Below are 15,830 nucleotides of genomic sequence, written 5' to 3' on the forward strand. Positions count from 1 at the left end.
ACTGTCAATGGGCGCCGCTGTGGGCGCCCTCCTTCTTCTCTTCGCTTCCGGCTACTTCGTCGGTGCGACGGCCGGGGCGAGCGCCGCCGCGATCCGCGACAGATGCTTGTTCCAGTCGAACTTCTGCCCTTCCGGGGTCCAGCCCAGACGCACGATCACGGCATCCTGCGAGGGGATCACCGCCACGATCTGGTGGTTGTGGCCCATCGCCATGAACGCATCGGGTGGCACATCCTGCAGCACCTTGCGGCCCGCTTCCGTGGCTTCTGCGCGGTTCAACCACAGCTGCGCGCCGTAGGAGGGGCGCGGCGATGCAGGGGTCGGCGTCAGCGCGAAGTCGAGCCATTCCTGCGACAGCAGCCGCTTGCCACCGACCTGACCGTGGTTCAGGTGCAGCAGCCCGTAGCGTGCCCAGTCGCGCGCCGTCGCATAGCCATAGGAACTGCCGACCAGCACACCGGATTCGTCCGGTTCGATCAGCGCGCTGCGCATGCCGGCGGGCTCGAACAGCCGCTGCTGCGCGAAACGGGTCATGCCTTCCAGGGTGCCGCCGGTCGCCTCGAAGACGATCCGCGACAGCAGGTTGGTCGTGCCCGACGAATAGCTCCAGAACGTCCCCGGGGCGTGCTCCAGCGGCGAAGCAGCCGCCAGTGCGCCCATGTCGCCTGCCTCGAAGAGCATCTTGATCGAGTCATTGCCGGGCTTGTAACTTTCGACGAACGCCAGCCCGCTCGACATCGTCAGCAGCTGGCGCAGCGTGATGGCGCCACGCGGATCGCCCGCACCCTTCCACTCCGGCACCGGCGCAGGCTCATCCAGCTTGAGCACGCCATCATCGACCAGCAAGCCGACCAGCGTGCCCATGAAGCTCTTGGTCGCCGACCAGCCGAGCATGCGGGTGTTCTGGTTGAAGCCGGGCGCATAGCGTTCGGCGACGATCGCGCCACCCTGCACGACCAGGATTGCGCGGGTGTCCGGATAACCATCCACGTTCTGCTCATCGAAGGCGGCCTGCACCGCTGCATCGAGTGCGGCCCGGTCGAGGTGCGTTTCAGCGGCGGCCTGCAGTGCCGGCACGGGCTGGTCCCCCTGCGGCCACGGGCGTGACGACAGCGGCGACAGCGGTTTGAGCCGGGCCGTCTGGGCCTTGAGTGCGGTGAGCGGCACGTCGCCGGTGGTCAGCGTGCAGCCGACTGCCGGACGATGCAGCGCCGTGCGGGTGGGCGTGCCAGGCGCGGAGGCGGTGACGGTACCCGCCCTGCGGTCCACCGACAGCGTCACCGCCTTGGTGAAGGGCGCCAACGCGTGGATGTCATCACGCAGTACGTCGGCCTCGGCGCGGTTGGCCACGAAGATGCCCGCGCACGCGATCTGCGCCGAGACGGCCGTGCCCAGGTCATCCGCGCTGGCAATCGGGGGCGCGGCAGCGAATGCCGGCGCAGACGTGGCCAGCGCCAGGGCGAGAAGGCTCCCGCCGGTGGAATGTCGGATCATGAGGTGTGTCCTGTGTGTGTGTTGGGGCGCGCACGTTCTTCAGCGCGTGCGGCATTGATGGCGCAGCGCCGAGCCGGCCCTGGCGCCGGTGTGCTTGCCGCCCTCGAAGCTGACCACGCCGTTGACGATCACGGTTTCGATGCCGGTCGGCGCGCCAGCAGGTGCATCCCAGCTCGCTACATCATCCAGTGTGTCCAGATCGAACAGCACGATGTCCGCGCGCATGCCCTCGCGGATCAACCCGCGATCGCTCAGCCCCATCCGCTGCGCCGGCCAGCTGGTCATCTTGCGCACCGCATCCTCCAACGTCAGCACGTGCTGTCGTTTCACATACTCGGCGAGGATGCGCGGGAAGGTGCCATAGGCCCGCGGGTGCGGCAGACCGATGGCGCCGTCGCTGCCGTAGTTCACCGCCGCCGCGGCATCACTGCCGATGCTGACCCACGGTTGGCGCAGGGCGAGCTGCACGTCCTGTTCGCTGATCATGAAGTACAGCGCAACCGCGCGATTGGGCAGCCCTTCGAGCGCGATGTCCCAGGCCGCGTCCGCGGGATCGAGATTCAGTTCCTTGCCGATCTCGGCCAGCGTCTTGCCGTGGAACCGGCGATATTTGTCGCTGAAGCTGTTGGCCAGGCGCACGTTCTGGAAACCACCCGACGCGTGTACCAGGTTCGACCAGCCGGGCATGGACCCCGCCGCGACCTCTTTCTTCATCCGCTCGCGCACCTTGGGGTCACGCACGCGTTCAATGCCTTTCTCGAGACCGTCGGCCCAGACCCAGCTGGGCGCGATGATTTCCAGGCCGGTGCCACCGGCGGTGTAGGGATACAGATCGGCGGCGACATCGACGCCACGGTCGCGTGCGGCATTGATCGTCGCCAGCGCCTGCGGCATCAGCTTGCCCCATTCCGGCGCGTAGGCCGCCTTGAGGTGGAAGATCTCCACCTTGACCCCGCCTTTCTCACCGATCTCGATGGCTTCCTCGATCGCCTTGACCACGCCCTCGCTCTCGTCACGCATATGCGTCGCGTAGAAGCCGTCGCATTGTGCGGCGACCTTGGCCAGCGAGATCAGGTCCGAGGTGCTCTGGAAGCTGCTGGGCGCATAGATCAGCGCGCTGGAGATGCCGAACGCGCCGGCCTCCATCGCCATCTTGACCTGCTCGCCCATGGCATCGAGCTGCTTGCGCGTGGGCGCGCCCGCGGCATCACCCATCACATGCACGCGGGCCTGGGTCGAGGAGTAGTAGGTACCGAAGTTCACCGCGATACCCTGCGTTTCCAGCTGCTTGAAGTAGCCGGGCATCCCGGACGCAGGCACCGGCGGGCCGCCCTCGCCGCCGATCAGCGTGGTCACGCCCATGCGCAGTTTGTTTTCCGCCGCGCCGTCCTTGAGCAGCGCCGCACCGGACTGGTCCATCATGTCGATGAAACCGGGTGATACATAGCGCCCGGTGGCGTCGATCTCGCGGGTGCCGTGTCCGGGAACCTGGCCGACCTGGACCACCCGGCCGTCCTTGATCGCCACATCGGCGCGGACCCACGGATTGCCGGCGCCGTCGAGCACGCGACCACCACGGATCACCAGGTCATGGTCGGCAGCCGCCACGTGGGTGGCCAGCAGCATGGACAGGCCCGCCCAGAGCAGGGTGCGCTTCATCATTTCATCTCCTTGTCGGTACGCCCGTCATCGCGCACGTCATCCACCACCTCGCGGACCGCAGCGACCACGCGATCCGGCTGATCGATCTGGATGTAGTGGCCCGAGTCGCTCACGATCTGTTGCTGCCCGCGGCTGGACAGGGCGGCCTGCTCGGCATGCAGCGTGCGCCATTCCTGCTTGAACCGGGCCCCCTCCTCTGCCGACAGGCCCATCTTCTCCAGCTCATCGGGCTTGAACGGTTTCAACGCGGTCAACACGATCACCGGGCGGTCGCCAAACGACGTGACCGCGCGGGCATCGTCCATGGTGCTGTCGAAGCCGTCGAGTTCGGCGGTCGCGCCGGTGACCGAGGCGCTGGAGAAGGCGGTGATCTCCGCGGCCTCATCCTTCGGACGCGGGCCATGATCGGCGCGCGAGAACAGGAAGCGGACCAGGCCGGTCCGCGACAGTGCGGTGGCGGTGTGCATCAACAGCGACACCTTCTTCGGATGGACATCGATGCTCACCACGCTGCCGAGCCGGGCGATCTGGTCGGGGTGCGAGGGGTCGACCATCACCAGGCCGGCCACCTGCCCGCCGTAACGCCCGACATAGGTCCGGATGTACGGCCCGCCGATGGAGTGACCGACCAGCACCAGCGGATCGGTGATGCCGGCGCCTTTCAACAGGGCATGCAGGTCATCGGCCACAGCCGACGCACGCTGCGGGGTGTCCTTGGCATCGCTGCGCATGATGCCGGCGCGATCGTAGGCGCAGGCACGGGTGAAGCCGGCGATCCGGTCGTGTACCCGCGTCCAATCCATCGTGCCGCCCGTGCCGAGGCCGGATTCGAAGATCACGGTCGGCGAGCCGCTGCCGCGGCACTCGATATGCATCTGGCGCCCGCCGATATCGACCATCTGCCCACGCAGCGGATGGTCGGTCGCCGCGCTCCGGCGCGCCAAGGCCTCGTAGACCACCCCGATGAGGGTGAGCAGGACCACGACCGCCAGCAGACCGAGCACGATCCACTTCACCCACCGACGAAACCGCCGCCAACCCTTCACTGCTGTCATGTCGTGCTCTCTTGAATGGCGTGCTGAAGCCTGCGTTGGGACGCAAGCGGTTGAGAATCCTGTGACCTGCCGGCCCTGCCAACGCAAACGACCGGGGATGGATTCAGGCCCATATAGGATATAAGCGTCCTATTTGGAGAATTGTCAATGTGCAGTGCGGGCACGGGGCCGGTCCATGAGCCGCTCCAGAGTTCACGCCGCCCAGCGCCAGACTGCGACAAACCGTCGCAATCGAGCAAAAAAGGTGCATTTTCGCCGGGAATCCCGACAACCATGCCTTACCATCGGGCCGGTGCATGCGTCCCTCCTCCACCGCTGGCTTCATGCCTGGGCCTTCCTGGCGATTGCGCTGGTGATCGTCGCGCCCATGGTCAGCCGGGCATTGGCGCCGGTGACCGCGCCCGTCATTGAAGCCTCGCCTGCACCCCATCCCCATGCGGCGCATCACGCCATGACGGATGCCGACGCGCACGCGGGCCATCACGCGCATCACGATAAGGATCAGGGCGAGGCCCGCCCCGCTGCCGAAGCGCCTGCCGATCCGCACGCCAACCATGACATGGGCGTGGAGTGCGAGTACTGCCTGATCGCGGCCCGTCTCATCAGCCTGCTCGTGGCGCTGCTCCTGCTGCTGACGCAGTGGCCGGCCGTGTTTCGATCGCTGTCAGGTCTGGTCGAGCGTCGTCGCGCTCCCGCTCAAGGCACCCTCGGCGCACGCGGCCCACCTGTTCTGGTCTGCTGATCCGGCAAGTATCCGGTGCAGTCTTGCTGCGCCCTGCCGGCTCGTGCCCAACGCTCTGCGCCATCCGGCCCGTCGGCCGGACCTTGTCCCTGCCCCGGTCACGCTGACCGCGGCATCGAATGCTGTGGACCATGACAACTTCTTTTTCGTATCGACCTTTGGCCAAGGCCATCACGGCCGTGCTTGCCGCTGCCCTTCTTCTTCCCGTCACCGTCGCTGCCCAGAACGGTACCGTGCTGACCCTGGGCACCGTGCAGGCGCGTTCGGCCGCCGAGCGCGAGCTGTCGGCCCGCTCGGTATTCACCTCGGTGGATCTCATCGGCGGCGATGTCCTTCAACCGCAGAAGGTCGACCATAGCTGGGAGCTGCTGATGAATGCCCCGGGCGTGCAGGTCACCCAGTTCAAGATGGGCACCGACGCCGGCCGCTTTTCCTTCCGGGGTTTCAACGGCGAGGGCCGCATCAACGCGGTCAAGCTGCTGATCGACGGTATTCCGAGCAATGACAATTCGGGCGGCATGCCCTACCTGGATGCGGTGTTTCCGCTGGACATCGCCGCGCTCGAGATCGTGCGCGGCACCAACGATGCCCGCTACGGGCTGCATGCGATTGCCGGTGACGTGAATGTGTTGACCCGCCAGGGCGGCAATGACGGCCAGCTGAGCATCACCGCCGGCAGCTTTGGCACGCAGGATGTGCAGTTGGCCAAAGGGTTCGAGCGCGGCCCCTGGTCACAGAACTATTTCGTCGGCTGGCGCACGTCCGGCGGCGAGCGCGACCATGCCAATGGCACGCAGCGCAGCTTCGCCGGCAAGTGGTTCTACACCGACCCTGACGGCCGGTGGCGCGCAGGGCTGACCAGCCGCTACTACAAGAATGCCGCACTGGAAGCCGGCTACCTCAGCTATCCGGAGGTGCAGGCCAATCCGACGCAATCGCCGGCCTACGCACGCGATGACCGCAGTGAGCGCGAGACGGTTCAGACCGCCGTGCACATCGATGGCGCACTGGGCAGCGACTGGAGCTGGAACGCCAAGGCCTACCAGAACGACTATCGCAACCAGCGCTGGGTGACGTTCACCGCGGGAGGCGCTCAACAGGAACGTTTCAACGATGAGACCCATCGCGGCCTGCTCTTGAACACCACCTGGCGCCCGGACTCGCGGCTGGCCGAGTTCGTCCTCGATGCCGGCGTGGATGGGCAGTGGCAGGACAACACGGCCCGCCGCTACAGGACCGTCGCGCGCGAGCGCCAGGCGACCCTGCGCGATTGGGACTACACCCTCGATACCCGGGGTGCCTACGTGCAGGCGGTGATCCGGCCGATGGACGCGCTGAAGATCGTGCCCGCCTACCGGGTCGATCGCATGTATGGCGACTTCCACAATGGGGCGACCGGCCTGCGCGCACCGGTGTACGACTATGGCCTGATCAAACAACCCAAGCTGAGTGTGTCCTACGATCTCAGCCCGACCACGGTTGCGTACGCCAACTGGGGGCGAACGTTCCAGATCGGCAGCGGCAATGGCGCGTATCGTACGCAGCTGAACGATCTTGCTCCGTCCCTCAACGAAGGCTGGGAGGCCGGGATGAAATGGGCGCCCGTGCAGGGGCTGCAGACCCGCATCGCGTACTGGGAGCAGCGGGCCAGCGATGAGGTCGCCACCGTCCTGGGCGTCAATGCCGTGGTCGGGGCCAATGAGGTCGGCAACGTGGGCCAGACGCTGCGCCGCGGTTGGGACGCCCAGCTGACGTGGCAGGCCAGCGCACAGTGGCGCGCCTAGGCCGCGTACTCGCGGCAGAAGGCGGTGATCGAGGTGCCCGACCCCAGTGCGCCGCAGACCCGCGGGCGGCAGATCGAGAACGTGCCGAACTGGCTGGCCAGCGCAGGTGTGGACTACGCCCCGACGGCCGACTGGGCCTTCAGCGCCTGGGGCAATGGCCAGGGCGACTACTTCGTGGAAAGGACCAACACGCTGGGACGCTACGGCGGCTATGCACTGTTGAACCTGAGCGCCACGTATCGGCTGGACGCGCGCAACAGCCTGGCCCTGCAGTTGAAAAATGCGACAGATCGTTTCTACGTGTATGCCTGGTACGACAGCGGTTCCTCGGGTTACTCACCGGGTGACGGCCGGGCGCTGTACCTGAGCTGGACCCGGGAGCTCTGACATGCCAACCCCTGCTAACCCGCGTGCATCGGATCGCTGGCGTTTCTACCGCGCGGTGTGGCGGTGGCACTTCTATGCCGGCCTGTTCGTGCTGCCCTTCATCGCCTGGCTGGCGCTGACCGGCGCGGTATACGTCTACCAGAAGCCGATCGATCGCTGGATCCATTACGATCTGAAGGTAGTGCAGAACGCAGCGGTGCCACCCTCGCCTGCCAGCGCCCAGCTGGCGGCCGTCAACGCCGTCAGTCACGGGGAGATCTTCCGTTACACCACTCCGGAGTACGCCGACGGCAGCATCGAGATCGGCGTACAGGAGGCCGACGGTCGACGGCAGGTCTACTACGTCGACCCGGGCACCGCGCAGGTGCTCGGGCACCTGCCGGACAAGGGGACGTTCTCGGGCGTGGTGCGGCAGCTGCACAGCCTCGATCTGCTCGGTGATTACGCCAGTGCACTGATCGAGATCGCCGCCGGCTGGGCCATCCTGCTGGTGGCGACCGGCGTGTACCTGTGGTGGCCGCGCGGACAGACCGGTGGGATCACCACTGTTCGCGGGCAGCCGCGACAGCGGCTGTTCTGGCGCGACCTGCACGCGGTGACCGGCGTCTGGGTGGGCGGTGTGCTCGTGTTCCTGGCCGTCACCGGCATGCCGTGGTCGGTGGTCTGGGGCCATCAGGTCAATGCCTGGGCGAACGGTCACGACTATGGTTACCCGACGGGAGTGCGGGTGGACGTGCCGATGTCCGCGCATCGGCTTGCCGACACCACCACGCCAGCGTGGTCGATTGAGCAGGCACAACTGCCGGTCTCAGCGGTGCCGCATGTCCAGCACGCCGCTGCCGATGACGGGCATGCCGCACATGGTGGCGGCCCACTCGGCGACCTGTCGACACAGCCCGGCGCGCTCGGCATCGACGCGGCCATGCGCCGGTTCAACGCGCTGGGCCTTGCGCCGGGCTACAGCATCGCGCTGCCGCGTGGGCCCATGGGGGTCTACACCGCCTCGGTCTATCCGGAGGATCTTTCGCGCCAGCGGGTGGTGCATCTGGACCAGTACAGCGGCCGGGTTCTGCTGGACATGGGCTACGCCGATTACGGTGCACTTGGGCGTGGACTGGAATGGGGCATCAATGTCCATCTCGGCAACGAGTACGGCACGGTCAACCGTGTGGTGCTGATCGTCGCGTGCGCAGCGATCCTCCTGCTCTGCCTCAGCGGTGCGGTGATGTGGTGGAAGCGGCGGCCCATCGGTGGGATCGGCGTGCCGCCACTGCCGAAGCACGGGCGAAGCGTGGCGGGTGTCTTCGCGCTGCTGTGCATCGGTGGCGTGGTGTTCCCGCTGGTGGGCCTGTCGCTGTTGGTCGTGGGTGTTCTGGATTACCTCGCCACCCGTGGCTGGCGCGCGACATGAATCAACCGTTGCCAGCGCCTGCCTTACTCGGTGAGCGTGAATGCCCGCCGCCACTCGCGCGGGCTCACCTGGAACGCCCGGTTGAAGCTCTGGCGGAACGATACCGCCGAGCGGAAGCCGGATTGCTCCGCTACCTGATCGATCGATAGCGAGGTGGATTCAAGCAGGTCCTTGGCCCTGCGGAGGCGTTCGGCATCCAGCCAGCCGCCGACCGTCATGCCGGTCGCTTTGTGGAAGCGCCGGGTAAACGTCCGCCGGCTCATGGCCACCTTTTCGGCGAGTTCATCCAATGACTGATCCCGCTGCAGGTCTTCGCGCATGTAGTCGAGCAACCGGCTCAACAGTGCATCCTGCGGCGATGCCGGCATCGGCTGGTCGATGTATTGGGACTGGCCGCCCTCGCGATGGGGAGGCAGCACCATGATGCGGGCGATTCTGTTGGCATGGCGCGCGCCACAGAGTTTGCGAACCAGATACATGCAGCAGTCCAATGCCGCACCGGTGCCGGCCGACGTCACAATTCGGTCTTCATCGACGTACAGGGCATTCATGTCCAGGCTGACTTCTGGGAAACGCCCGTGGAAATCGGCCTCGGCCAGCCAGTGCGTTGCGGCCACGTGCCCGTCCAGCAATCCTGCATAGGCCAGCGCATAGGCGCCATAGCAGAGACCGACGACATGCGCGCCCCGGCGATGTGCTGCGATCAGCCGGTCGGTCAGGCCCGCGCTCGGGGCGAGGTGCAGATCCGCCCACCCCGGGACGATCACTACATCTGCCTGGTCAAGCAGTTCCAGCCCCCCGTGGGGCGTTACACCTACCTGCCCGCCCGATAAAATGACGTCCGTGCGTTCTGCGGCGATGCGCAGGTGGAACAAGGTCTGACCCTCCGGCTGGATCTCGAAGATCATCAGCGGCACGGACAGATGGAACGCGCTGACGCCCTCGGGCGCCAGCACAACGACCTGCAGCGGCGTGACCGCAGGGGGGTATGAACGGTCGCTGGCCATGGCCCGATTCCATCGATGTTGGTCTCTCAGGCCAGTATTCACAGGTTCGCGCGCGCGTCAATCTGGGTGCCATTAGCTCACCCTGAGAGAAACGCATGAAACTCCTGTCCCTCGCACTTGCCACGGTGTTGGCCCTGGGTATCCAGGCCAGCTCACACGCCGCAGGCCCGGCATCCACGACCACCTCGATCCAGCAGATCCGCAATGCCACGGCCAAGATCACCTACGGCGATACCGTGCTGCTGGTGGACCCGATGCTGGCCGCCAAGGGTGCCTATCCAGGCTTCCCGGACACGTATCGCAGCGAGCTGCGCAACCCCACCGTCGAACTCCCCTTCGATGTGGGCCAGGTGCTCAAGGACGTGGATGCCGTCCTGCTGACCCACACCCACCTCGACCACTGGGACCCCGCCGCTGAGACGCTGATCCCGAGGCAGATGCCGATGTTCGTCCAGCATGAAGCGGACGCGGCCCTGCTTCGCGGCAAGGGGTTCGCTGACGTCCGCATCCTGCCCGCGCACGTCACTTTCGACGGCGTGACGATTTCGCGCGTCACCGCACAGCACGGTTCGGCGGCCATGTTCCAGGTGGAGCCGCTGGCGACGATGCTCGGCAGTGTGACCGGCTTCGTGTTCCAGAAGCCCGGTGAGCCCACCATCTACCTTGCTGGCGACACCGTGTGGACCGGCGACGTACGGGACGCGATCAAGCGGTATGCCCCCGATGTCATCGTGCTCAACACGGGCGATGCACGGGTCAAGGGCTTCGATAACGGCATCATCATGGGGGTGGAGGACACCTCGCGTGTCCATGCGTTGGCGCCGACGGCGAAGATCGTCGCCGTCCACATGGATGCGGTGAATCACATGACCGTCTCCCGTGCGGACCTGCGCCGCTACGTCCGTGAGAAAGCACTCCAGGACAGCGTGCTGATTCCTGAAGATGGCGAAACCCTGAACTTCTGAAGGAGCACAACATGAAAACTGCACTGATCGTGGTCGACATCCAGAACGACTACTTCGCAGGCGGCCGCTTCCCGCTGGAAAACAGCGAACAGGCCTTGGCTGCAGCGTTGGACGTGATCGCGCAGGCCAGGCAGGCCGGTGAGCTGGTCGTGGGCATCCAGCACATCGCACCGAGCGATGGTCCGTTCATGGCCGCAGGAACCCAGGGCGCGGAACTGCATCCGGCCATTGCCGAGGCGCTGGAGGGCTGTCCAGTGATCGAGAAGCATCAGGCCGACAGCTTCCTCGGCACTGCGCTGGGCGAAACACTCGCCGCCCGGAACGTCTCGGCCATTCGACTGGTCGGGATGATGACCCAGCACTGCATCACGCATACGGCACTGTCGCCGGAAGCGGCGGGCGTTGACGTCACGATCATTGGTGCGGGCTGCGCTGCGCCGACCGCGATGATCAGTGGCATCGCGCTCTCCGGATTGGCCGGGCGCTGCAAGGTGGTGTGACCCGCAGGAGGTGCCCGCGTGAAGACTCGTGCTTCACGCGACGCACACTACCCTCTTGCCGTCACACCCCACGGAGCTGCCCCCTCGTGAGCCGGCACTGGCCGCCAACGCGCGCTTTAAAAGGACTTACCAGTCTCCCCCTGCTGCTCTGCAGTGCTGTTGCCTTCGCCCAGGTCGCACCGGGCGACGCCGCCATTCCCGCTCTGGACTGGCAGCAATCCCAGCAGCGGCTGGAACAGGTGTCCGATGCCCTCGCCGCTGCGGATGCCTCGGTGCGCAACAAGCAGGACCTGCAGGACGCCACCCGCCTGCTGCGCCTGCCGGAGATCACCGGGGAAGTGCGTCGCCTGCAGTTCCAGAAGACCCTGACCCTGCCCCTCGGCTCGCTGGCCCCGGTCGCCGAGGCCTTCGGCATCGACTCGCCCCTGCAGTTCACCGAGCGCGACTGGCGGACCCGTCCGGTGGTGACCGCGGTACTGCCGCTGTACACCGGTGGCCTGATCCCGGCCGCGCAGCAGGCGGCGGCCGGTGCCACCGACCAGGCCAGCGCCGAGCGCGAATCGCAACGGCAATCCTTGAGCGTGCAGTTGGCCCAGGCCTATTTCGGCCAGCGCCTGGCGGAACAGGCGGTGGACGTGCGCCGTGACGTGCGCGACGGCCTGCAGCGTCACCTCGACGATGCCCTGAAACTGGAGCGCGAAGGCTTCGCCACCCGTGCCCAGCGTCTGCAGGCCAACGTGGCCCGCGACAAGGCCGAGCGCGAGTACCAGAAATCGCTCAATGATCTCCAGACCCTGAAGGCGGCGCTGGCCACCCTGCTCCGCAGTGGTGGCGAAGTCCGGCCGCTGTCGCCCCTGTTCGTGCACCGGGCGCCGATCGGGGCGCTGCCCACGTTCGAACGCGATGCGCAGGCCCGGCAGCCACAGATCGCGCGGCTGCGCGCCCTGGTTGCGCAGGCCGAGCAAGGCGTGCGGGTGCAGCAGGCCAAGCTCAAGCCCACCGTCTTCCTGTTCGGCCAGTACGATTTCCGTCGTCGCGATGAAATGCTGACGGATCCGGACTGGGCGTTCGGCATCGGCCTCAAGTACACCTTCCTGTCGCCCAGTTCGCGTCCCGCGCAGATCAGCGCCGCCCGCGCGCAGCAGGAGCAGGCCGAAGCCGGCCTGCGCGAGGCCGAGAACCAGGTGACACTCGGCGTCCGCAAGGCCTGGTACGAACTGGATACCGCCCGGCAGCAGTACCTGCTGCTGGACAGCAGCATCGAACAGAACCGTGAGAACCTGCGCCTGCAGGAGCTGGCGTTCCGCGAAGGCCAAGCGACCTCGCTGGACGTGATCGATGCACGCCTGGGACTGGGCGGCGCGCAGGTCGAGCGCGCGCAGGCGGCCTATCAGTATGACGTGGCACTGGCACAGCTGCTGGAGATCAGTGGACAGATGGATCGATATGAAGAATTCCGCCGCCGCGGCGACGAGGTGATCGCGCATGAATGACACATTGCAGGCACCGGCCGACGCGCCGCCGCCGAAGAAGCGCAAGCTCGGCATCCTCATCGTGCTGGTGCTGGCGATCGTGGTGGTGGTCGGCCTGTGGCTGGCCTGGCGTACCCCGGCCGAACAGTTGCAGGGCATGGCCGACGCCGACACTGTCAACGTCGCCGCCAAGATCACCGCGCGGCTGGCCGAGCTGAAGGTGCGCGAGGGCGACCGGGTCAAGGCCGGCCAGGTGCTGTTCGTGCTGGACAGCCCGGAAGTCGCCGCCAAGGAAGAACAGGCGCATGGCGCGCTGGACGCGGCGCGCGCCGTGGCCGACAAGGCCGACGAAGGCGCCCGCAGCGAGGATATCCGCGCCGCGCAGGCGAACTGGAAACGCGCCGAGGCCGGTGCCACCCTCGCCGACGCCACCTATCAGCGGGTGCAGAACCTGTTCAACGAAGGGGTGATGACGCGGCAGAAACGTGACGAAGCCCTGGCCCAGGCGCGCAGTTCGCGCGAGTTGTCCAATGCGGCGCGTGCGCAGTACGACCAGGCGCTGGCGGGTGCCCGCGACCAGGACAAGCGCGCCGCGCAGGGCCAGGTGCGCCAGGCACAAGGCGCGGTGGCCGAAGTCAACGCCGCCCGCGACGAGGTCAACGGCCGCGCACCGGTGGCGGGCGAGATCAACAAACGCATGTCCGACATCGGTGAGCTGGTGCCCGCCGGCTACCCGGTGTTCACCCTGGTCGACATCGATCACATGTGGGTCTCGGTGAACCTGCGTGAGTCGCAGATGCGCGGCCTGAAGGTGGGCAGCCGGCTGCGCGGCAGCGTGCCCGCGCTGGATCGCGATGCCGAGTTCGAGGTGTATTTCATCAATCCGGCCGGCGACTACGCCACCTGGCGCGCCACCCGCCAATCCTCCGGCTATGACGTGCGCAGCTTCGAGATCCGGCTGCGCCCGGTCGCCCGTATCGAAGGCTTCCGACCGGGGATGAGCGTGCTGTTCGCATGGCCGCAGGGATGAACCGTCCGGTGTGGGCGGGCATGACCGCCTCGCTGCAGCGGGAACTGCACCACCTGCGTCGGGACCGCGCCGATCTGCTGCTGGTCACCCTGCTCCCGGCGCTGATGCTGGGTGTGATGGCCTGGTTGTTCGCCGCCTCGGTGATGCGTGATATTCCGATCGCGGTGGTCGACCTCGATCGCAGTGCCGAGAGCCGCCAGCTGACGCGCATGCTCGATGCCAGCCCGGGCGTGCGCGTGGCCAGCCAGCCGTCCAGCCTGGCCGATGCGCAATCACAGATACGCCGGCTGGAGGTATTCGCGGTGGTCCTGGTACCGCGCGATGCGACACGCAATGCGCTGCGCGGCCGCCAGGGCACGGTGTTTGCGTACTACAACGCCACCTACCTCACCACCGGCCAGTCGGCCGTGCGCGATATCGTTGAAGCGGTCAGCGCCTGGAATGCGCGGTTGCTGGGCGAGCGCATCGCCAAACAGGTGGGTCCGGCCACGCTGCGCGCGCCGCCGATCGCGGTGCAATCGGACATCCTGCACAACCCGGCACGCAGCTATGAGCTGTTCCTGCTGCCGTTACTGTTCCCTGCGGTCCTGTCGCTGGGGCTCGCGCTTGCCGTGGCGGCCAGCCTCGGCCGTGAAGTCCGTGACGGTCACCTGCGCGACTGGCTGGGCGCCGCACCGTGGGCGGCCATCGCCGGCAAGATCGCGCCGTATGTCGCGCTGTTCTCGCTCTACGGTGCGCTGGGCGTGCTCTACCTGGCCCTGCTCCGCGGCGACGGCATCGCCGGCAGTGCGCTGCTGCTGATGCTGGCCCAGCCGCTGTTCTATCTGGCCTGTGCGGCGGTGGCGCTGCTGTTTGTCGGGCTCACCCGCGACATGGGCACGTCCCTCTCCGCGATCGGCCTGAGCATCGGCACGGCCCTGGCATTCTCGGGCGCCACCTTCCCGGTAGTGGATGCGCCGTTGTTCACCCGGATCTGGAACGTGCTGCTGCCGCTCACCGCTTACGTCAAGGTCCAGGCCCAGCAACAATTCGTCGGCGCGCCCTGGAGCGTCTCGCTGTGGCCGTTGGGCACCTTGCTGCTGATGGTGCTCGTGGCCGGCGGCATCGGTGGCTGGCGCTTGATCGCCGCCGCCCGCAGCCCGGATCCGCTACCGCCGGCGGCGCAGAACGAGGCCGGCGCATGAACCGTTTCGCCGCCAGCCTGCGCTTGACCCTGCGCACGGTGCTCACCGACCGCTATGCGGTGGTGCTGATGGTGGGCGCGGTGGTGCTCTACTCGTTCTTCTACCCCGCCGCCTACCGCCACCAGGTGGCCAGCAACCTGCCCATCGTGGTGGTCGACCATGACCAGAGCGCCACCAGCCGGGAACTGCTGCGCCGGGTCGATGCCCTGCGCACGGTCCGCATCGTCGACCAGCCGGCCAGCGTCGACGAGGCGCGCGAAGAGATGGAGGCCGGCCGGGCCGAGGGCATCCTGCTGATCCCGGCCAACCTCGAACGCGACATCCTGCGCGGCGGCCATGGCTACCTGGTGCTGATGGGCAACGGGGCATACCTGGGCCGCGCCAGCTGGGTGCTCGGCGGCGTGGCCGATGCCCTGACCGCCTTCGCCCGCGAGGCGGCGGTGTCGCAGGCGGCGTTCATGGGCGCGCCACAGGCCCCGCCGATCACCCTGGTGCAGCGCCCGCTGTTCAACACCCAGGAAGGCTACGGCAGTGCCATCGTGCCCGGCGTGGCCGAACTGATCGTGCACCAGACCCTGCTCATGGGCATCGGCGTGCTGCTTGGCGCCCGTCGACTGGCGCTGGGCCGCCGCCTTCGCTTCGACCTGCCGACGCTGGCCGGCATGGCGGTGGGCTTCGGCACGATCGGCCTGCTCGGGCTGCTCTACTACGCGGGATTCACCGCCTGGGTGCAGGACTATCCGCGCGGCGGCAATCCCATCGGCCAGTTGCTGGGCGGCACGTTGTTCATCGCCGCCACCGTGGCGTTCGGGCTGTTCGTCGGCAGCTTCTTCGCCACCCGCGAGCGTGCGTTCCAGGTGGTCATCGCCTGCTCGATCCCGCTGTTCTTCCTGGCCAACCTGTCCTGGCCGGCGGTCACCTCGCCGCCTGCGCTGGTCGCGCTGGCCCACCTGCTGCCCACCACGCCCGGCATCAACCTGATGGTGCGCCTGAACCAGATGGATGCCGGCCTGGGCGAAGTCAGCCACGAACTGTGGACGCTGGTGGCGCTGCTGGTCGTGTACGGCGGCCTGGCGGTGTGGCGCCTCGGCGCACGCAGATCAAACTGACGGGGTGCGCGCCCGGTTCCGCTGCCGG

Annotated in this window: 12 protein-coding genes and 1 pseudogene; 9 read left to right on the forward strand and 4 right to left on the reverse strand. The window is 67.2% G+C overall.

Features of this window, described 5'->3' with window-relative positions:
• Window positions 1-51: 51 nt before the first annotated feature.
• The 3 genes from ABE424_RS14450 to ABE424_RS14460 are packed head-to-tail and all read right to left on the reverse strand — an operon-like array spanning window position 52 to window position 4,211.
• On the reverse strand, window positions 52-1,494 hold the full coding sequence (locus tag ABE424_RS14450) for a serine hydrolase (RefSeq protein ID WP_346491192.1): 1,443 nt from the start codon (window positions 1,492-1,494) through the stop codon (window positions 52-54).
• 39 nt (window positions 1,495-1,533) lie between these two features.
• Window positions 1,534-3,153 (reverse strand): D-aminoacylase, encoded by a 1,620-nt coding sequence (locus ABE424_RS14455; RefSeq protein ID WP_346491191.1) that lies wholly within the window; start codon window positions 3,151-3,153, stop codon window positions 1,534-1,536.
• Complete coding sequence (locus ABE424_RS14460; protein WP_346491190.1) at window positions 3,153-4,211, reverse strand: alpha/beta hydrolase; 1,059 nt, start codon at window positions 4,209-4,211, stop codon at window positions 3,153-3,155. The genes ABE424_RS14455 and ABE424_RS14460 overlap by 1 nt, the downstream gene beginning before the upstream one ends.
• Before the next feature lie 175 nt (window positions 4,212-4,386).
• On the opposite strand from ABE424_RS14460, the gene ABE424_RS14465 reads away from it, so the two are divergent.
• The 3 genes and pseudogenes from ABE424_RS14465 to ABE424_RS14475 all read left to right on the forward strand — a co-directional run bounded on the left by ABE424_RS14465 (window position 4,387) and on the right by ABE424_RS14475 (window position 8,535).
• Window positions 4,387-4,953: a DUF2946 domain-containing protein gene (locus ABE424_RS14465; protein WP_346488164.1), complete on the forward strand. Its 567-nt coding sequence runs from the start codon at window positions 4,387-4,389 to the stop codon at window positions 4,951-4,953.
• A gap of 251 nt (window positions 4,954-5,204) precedes the next feature.
• A pseudogene (locus tag ABE424_RS14470) lies at window positions 5,205-7,124 on the forward strand (TonB-dependent receptor).
• Window position 7,125: 1 nt separating this feature from the next.
• Window positions 7,126-8,535 (forward strand): PepSY domain-containing protein, encoded by a 1,410-nt coding sequence (locus ABE424_RS14475; RefSeq protein WP_346491189.1) that lies wholly within the window; start codon window positions 7,126-7,128, stop codon window positions 8,533-8,535.
• A 23-nt stretch (window positions 8,536-8,558) separates the two neighbouring features.
• On the opposite strand, the gene ABE424_RS14480 is transcribed toward ABE424_RS14475, so the two are convergent.
• Window positions 8,559-9,542, reverse strand: coding sequence for a helix-turn-helix domain-containing protein (locus tag ABE424_RS14480; protein ID WP_346491188.1), 984 nt, complete (start codon window positions 9,540-9,542; stop codon window positions 8,559-8,561).
• 95 nt (window positions 9,543-9,637) lie between these two features.
• Between ABE424_RS14480 and ABE424_RS14485 the strand changes: the two genes are divergently transcribed.
• From ABE424_RS14485 to ABE424_RS14510, 6 genes are all read left to right on the forward strand, one after another.
• Window positions 9,638-10,507 carry an MBL fold metallo-hydrolase gene (locus ABE424_RS14485; protein WP_346491187.1) on the forward strand — a complete coding sequence of 290 codons (870 nt, stop codon included), beginning with the start codon at window positions 9,638-9,640 and terminating at the stop codon, window positions 10,505-10,507.
• Window positions 10,508-10,518: 11 nt separating this feature from the next.
• On the forward strand, window positions 10,519-11,007 hold the full coding sequence (locus tag ABE424_RS14490) for a cysteine hydrolase family protein (protein ID WP_176988891.1): 489 nt from the start codon (window positions 10,519-10,521) through the stop codon (window positions 11,005-11,007).
• A 140-nt stretch (window positions 11,008-11,147) separates the two neighbouring features.
• Entirely contained in the window at window positions 11,148-12,500 is a 1,353-nt protein-coding gene (locus ABE424_RS14495) for a TolC family protein (RefSeq protein ID WP_346477680.1), read from the forward strand.
• Window positions 12,493-13,509 (forward strand): efflux RND transporter periplasmic adaptor subunit, encoded by a 1,017-nt coding sequence (locus ABE424_RS14500; protein ID WP_176988890.1) that lies wholly within the window; start codon window positions 12,493-12,495, stop codon window positions 13,507-13,509. The genes ABE424_RS14495 and ABE424_RS14500 overlap by 8 nt, the downstream gene beginning before the upstream one ends.
• On the forward strand, window positions 13,506-14,693 hold the full coding sequence (locus ABE424_RS14505) for an ABC transporter permease (RefSeq protein ID WP_346491186.1): 1,188 nt from the start codon (window positions 13,506-13,508) through the stop codon (window positions 14,691-14,693). Before ABE424_RS14500 ends, ABE424_RS14505 begins: the two co-directional genes overlap by 4 nt.
• A complete protein-coding gene (locus tag ABE424_RS14510; RefSeq protein WP_346491185.1) occupies window positions 14,690-15,802 on the forward strand; it encodes an ABC transporter permease in 1,113 nt (370 codons plus the stop codon). The genes ABE424_RS14505 and ABE424_RS14510 overlap by 4 nt, the downstream gene beginning before the upstream one ends.
• The last annotated feature ends 28 nt before the right edge of the window (window positions 15,803-15,830 follow it).

Source organism: Stenotrophomonas sp. TWI1149 (assembly GCF_039673155.1).
Classification (GTDB): domain Bacteria; phylum Pseudomonadota; class Gammaproteobacteria; order Xanthomonadales; family Xanthomonadaceae; genus Stenotrophomonas; species Stenotrophomonas maltophilia_AA.

Coding starts and splice junctions, on each gene's coding strand:
- ABE424_RS14455 (WP_346491191.1), bottom strand. CDS start 3,153: ATGAAGCGCACCCTGCTCTGGGCGGGCCTGTCCATGCTGCTGGCCACC.
- ABE424_RS14450 (WP_346491192.1), bottom strand. CDS start 1,494: ATGATCCGACATTCCACCGGCGGGAGCCTTCTCGCCCTGGCGCTGGCC.
- ABE424_RS14485 (WP_346491187.1), top strand. CDS start 9,638: ATGAAACTCCTGTCCCTCGCACTTGCCACGGTGTTGGCCCTGGGTATC.
- ABE424_RS14510 (WP_346491185.1), top strand. CDS start 14,690: ATGAACCGTTTCGCCGCCAGCCTGCGCTTGACCCTGCGCACGGTGCTC.
- ABE424_RS14505 (WP_346491186.1), top strand. CDS start 13,506: ATGAACCGTCCGGTGTGGGCGGGCATGACCGCCTCGCTGCAGCGGGAA.
- ABE424_RS14500 (WP_176988890.1), top strand. CDS start 12,493: ATGAATGACACATTGCAGGCACCGGCCGACGCGCCGCCGCCGAAGAAG.
- ABE424_RS14490 (WP_176988891.1), top strand. CDS start 10,519: ATGAAAACTGCACTGATCGTGGTCGACATCCAGAACGACTACTTCGCA.
- ABE424_RS14475 (WP_346491189.1), top strand. CDS start 7,126: ATGCCAACCCCTGCTAACCCGCGTGCATCGGATCGCTGGCGTTTCTAC.
- ABE424_RS14480 (WP_346491188.1), bottom strand. CDS start 9,542: ATGGCCAGCGACCGTTCATACCCCCCTGCGGTCACGCCGCTGCAGGTC.
- ABE424_RS14460 (WP_346491190.1), bottom strand. CDS start 4,211: ATGACAGCAGTGAAGGGTTGGCGGCGGTTTCGTCGGTGGGTGAAGTGG.
- ABE424_RS14465 (WP_346488164.1), top strand. CDS start 4,387: ATGAGCCGCTCCAGAGTTCACGCCGCCCAGCGCCAGACTGCGACAAAC.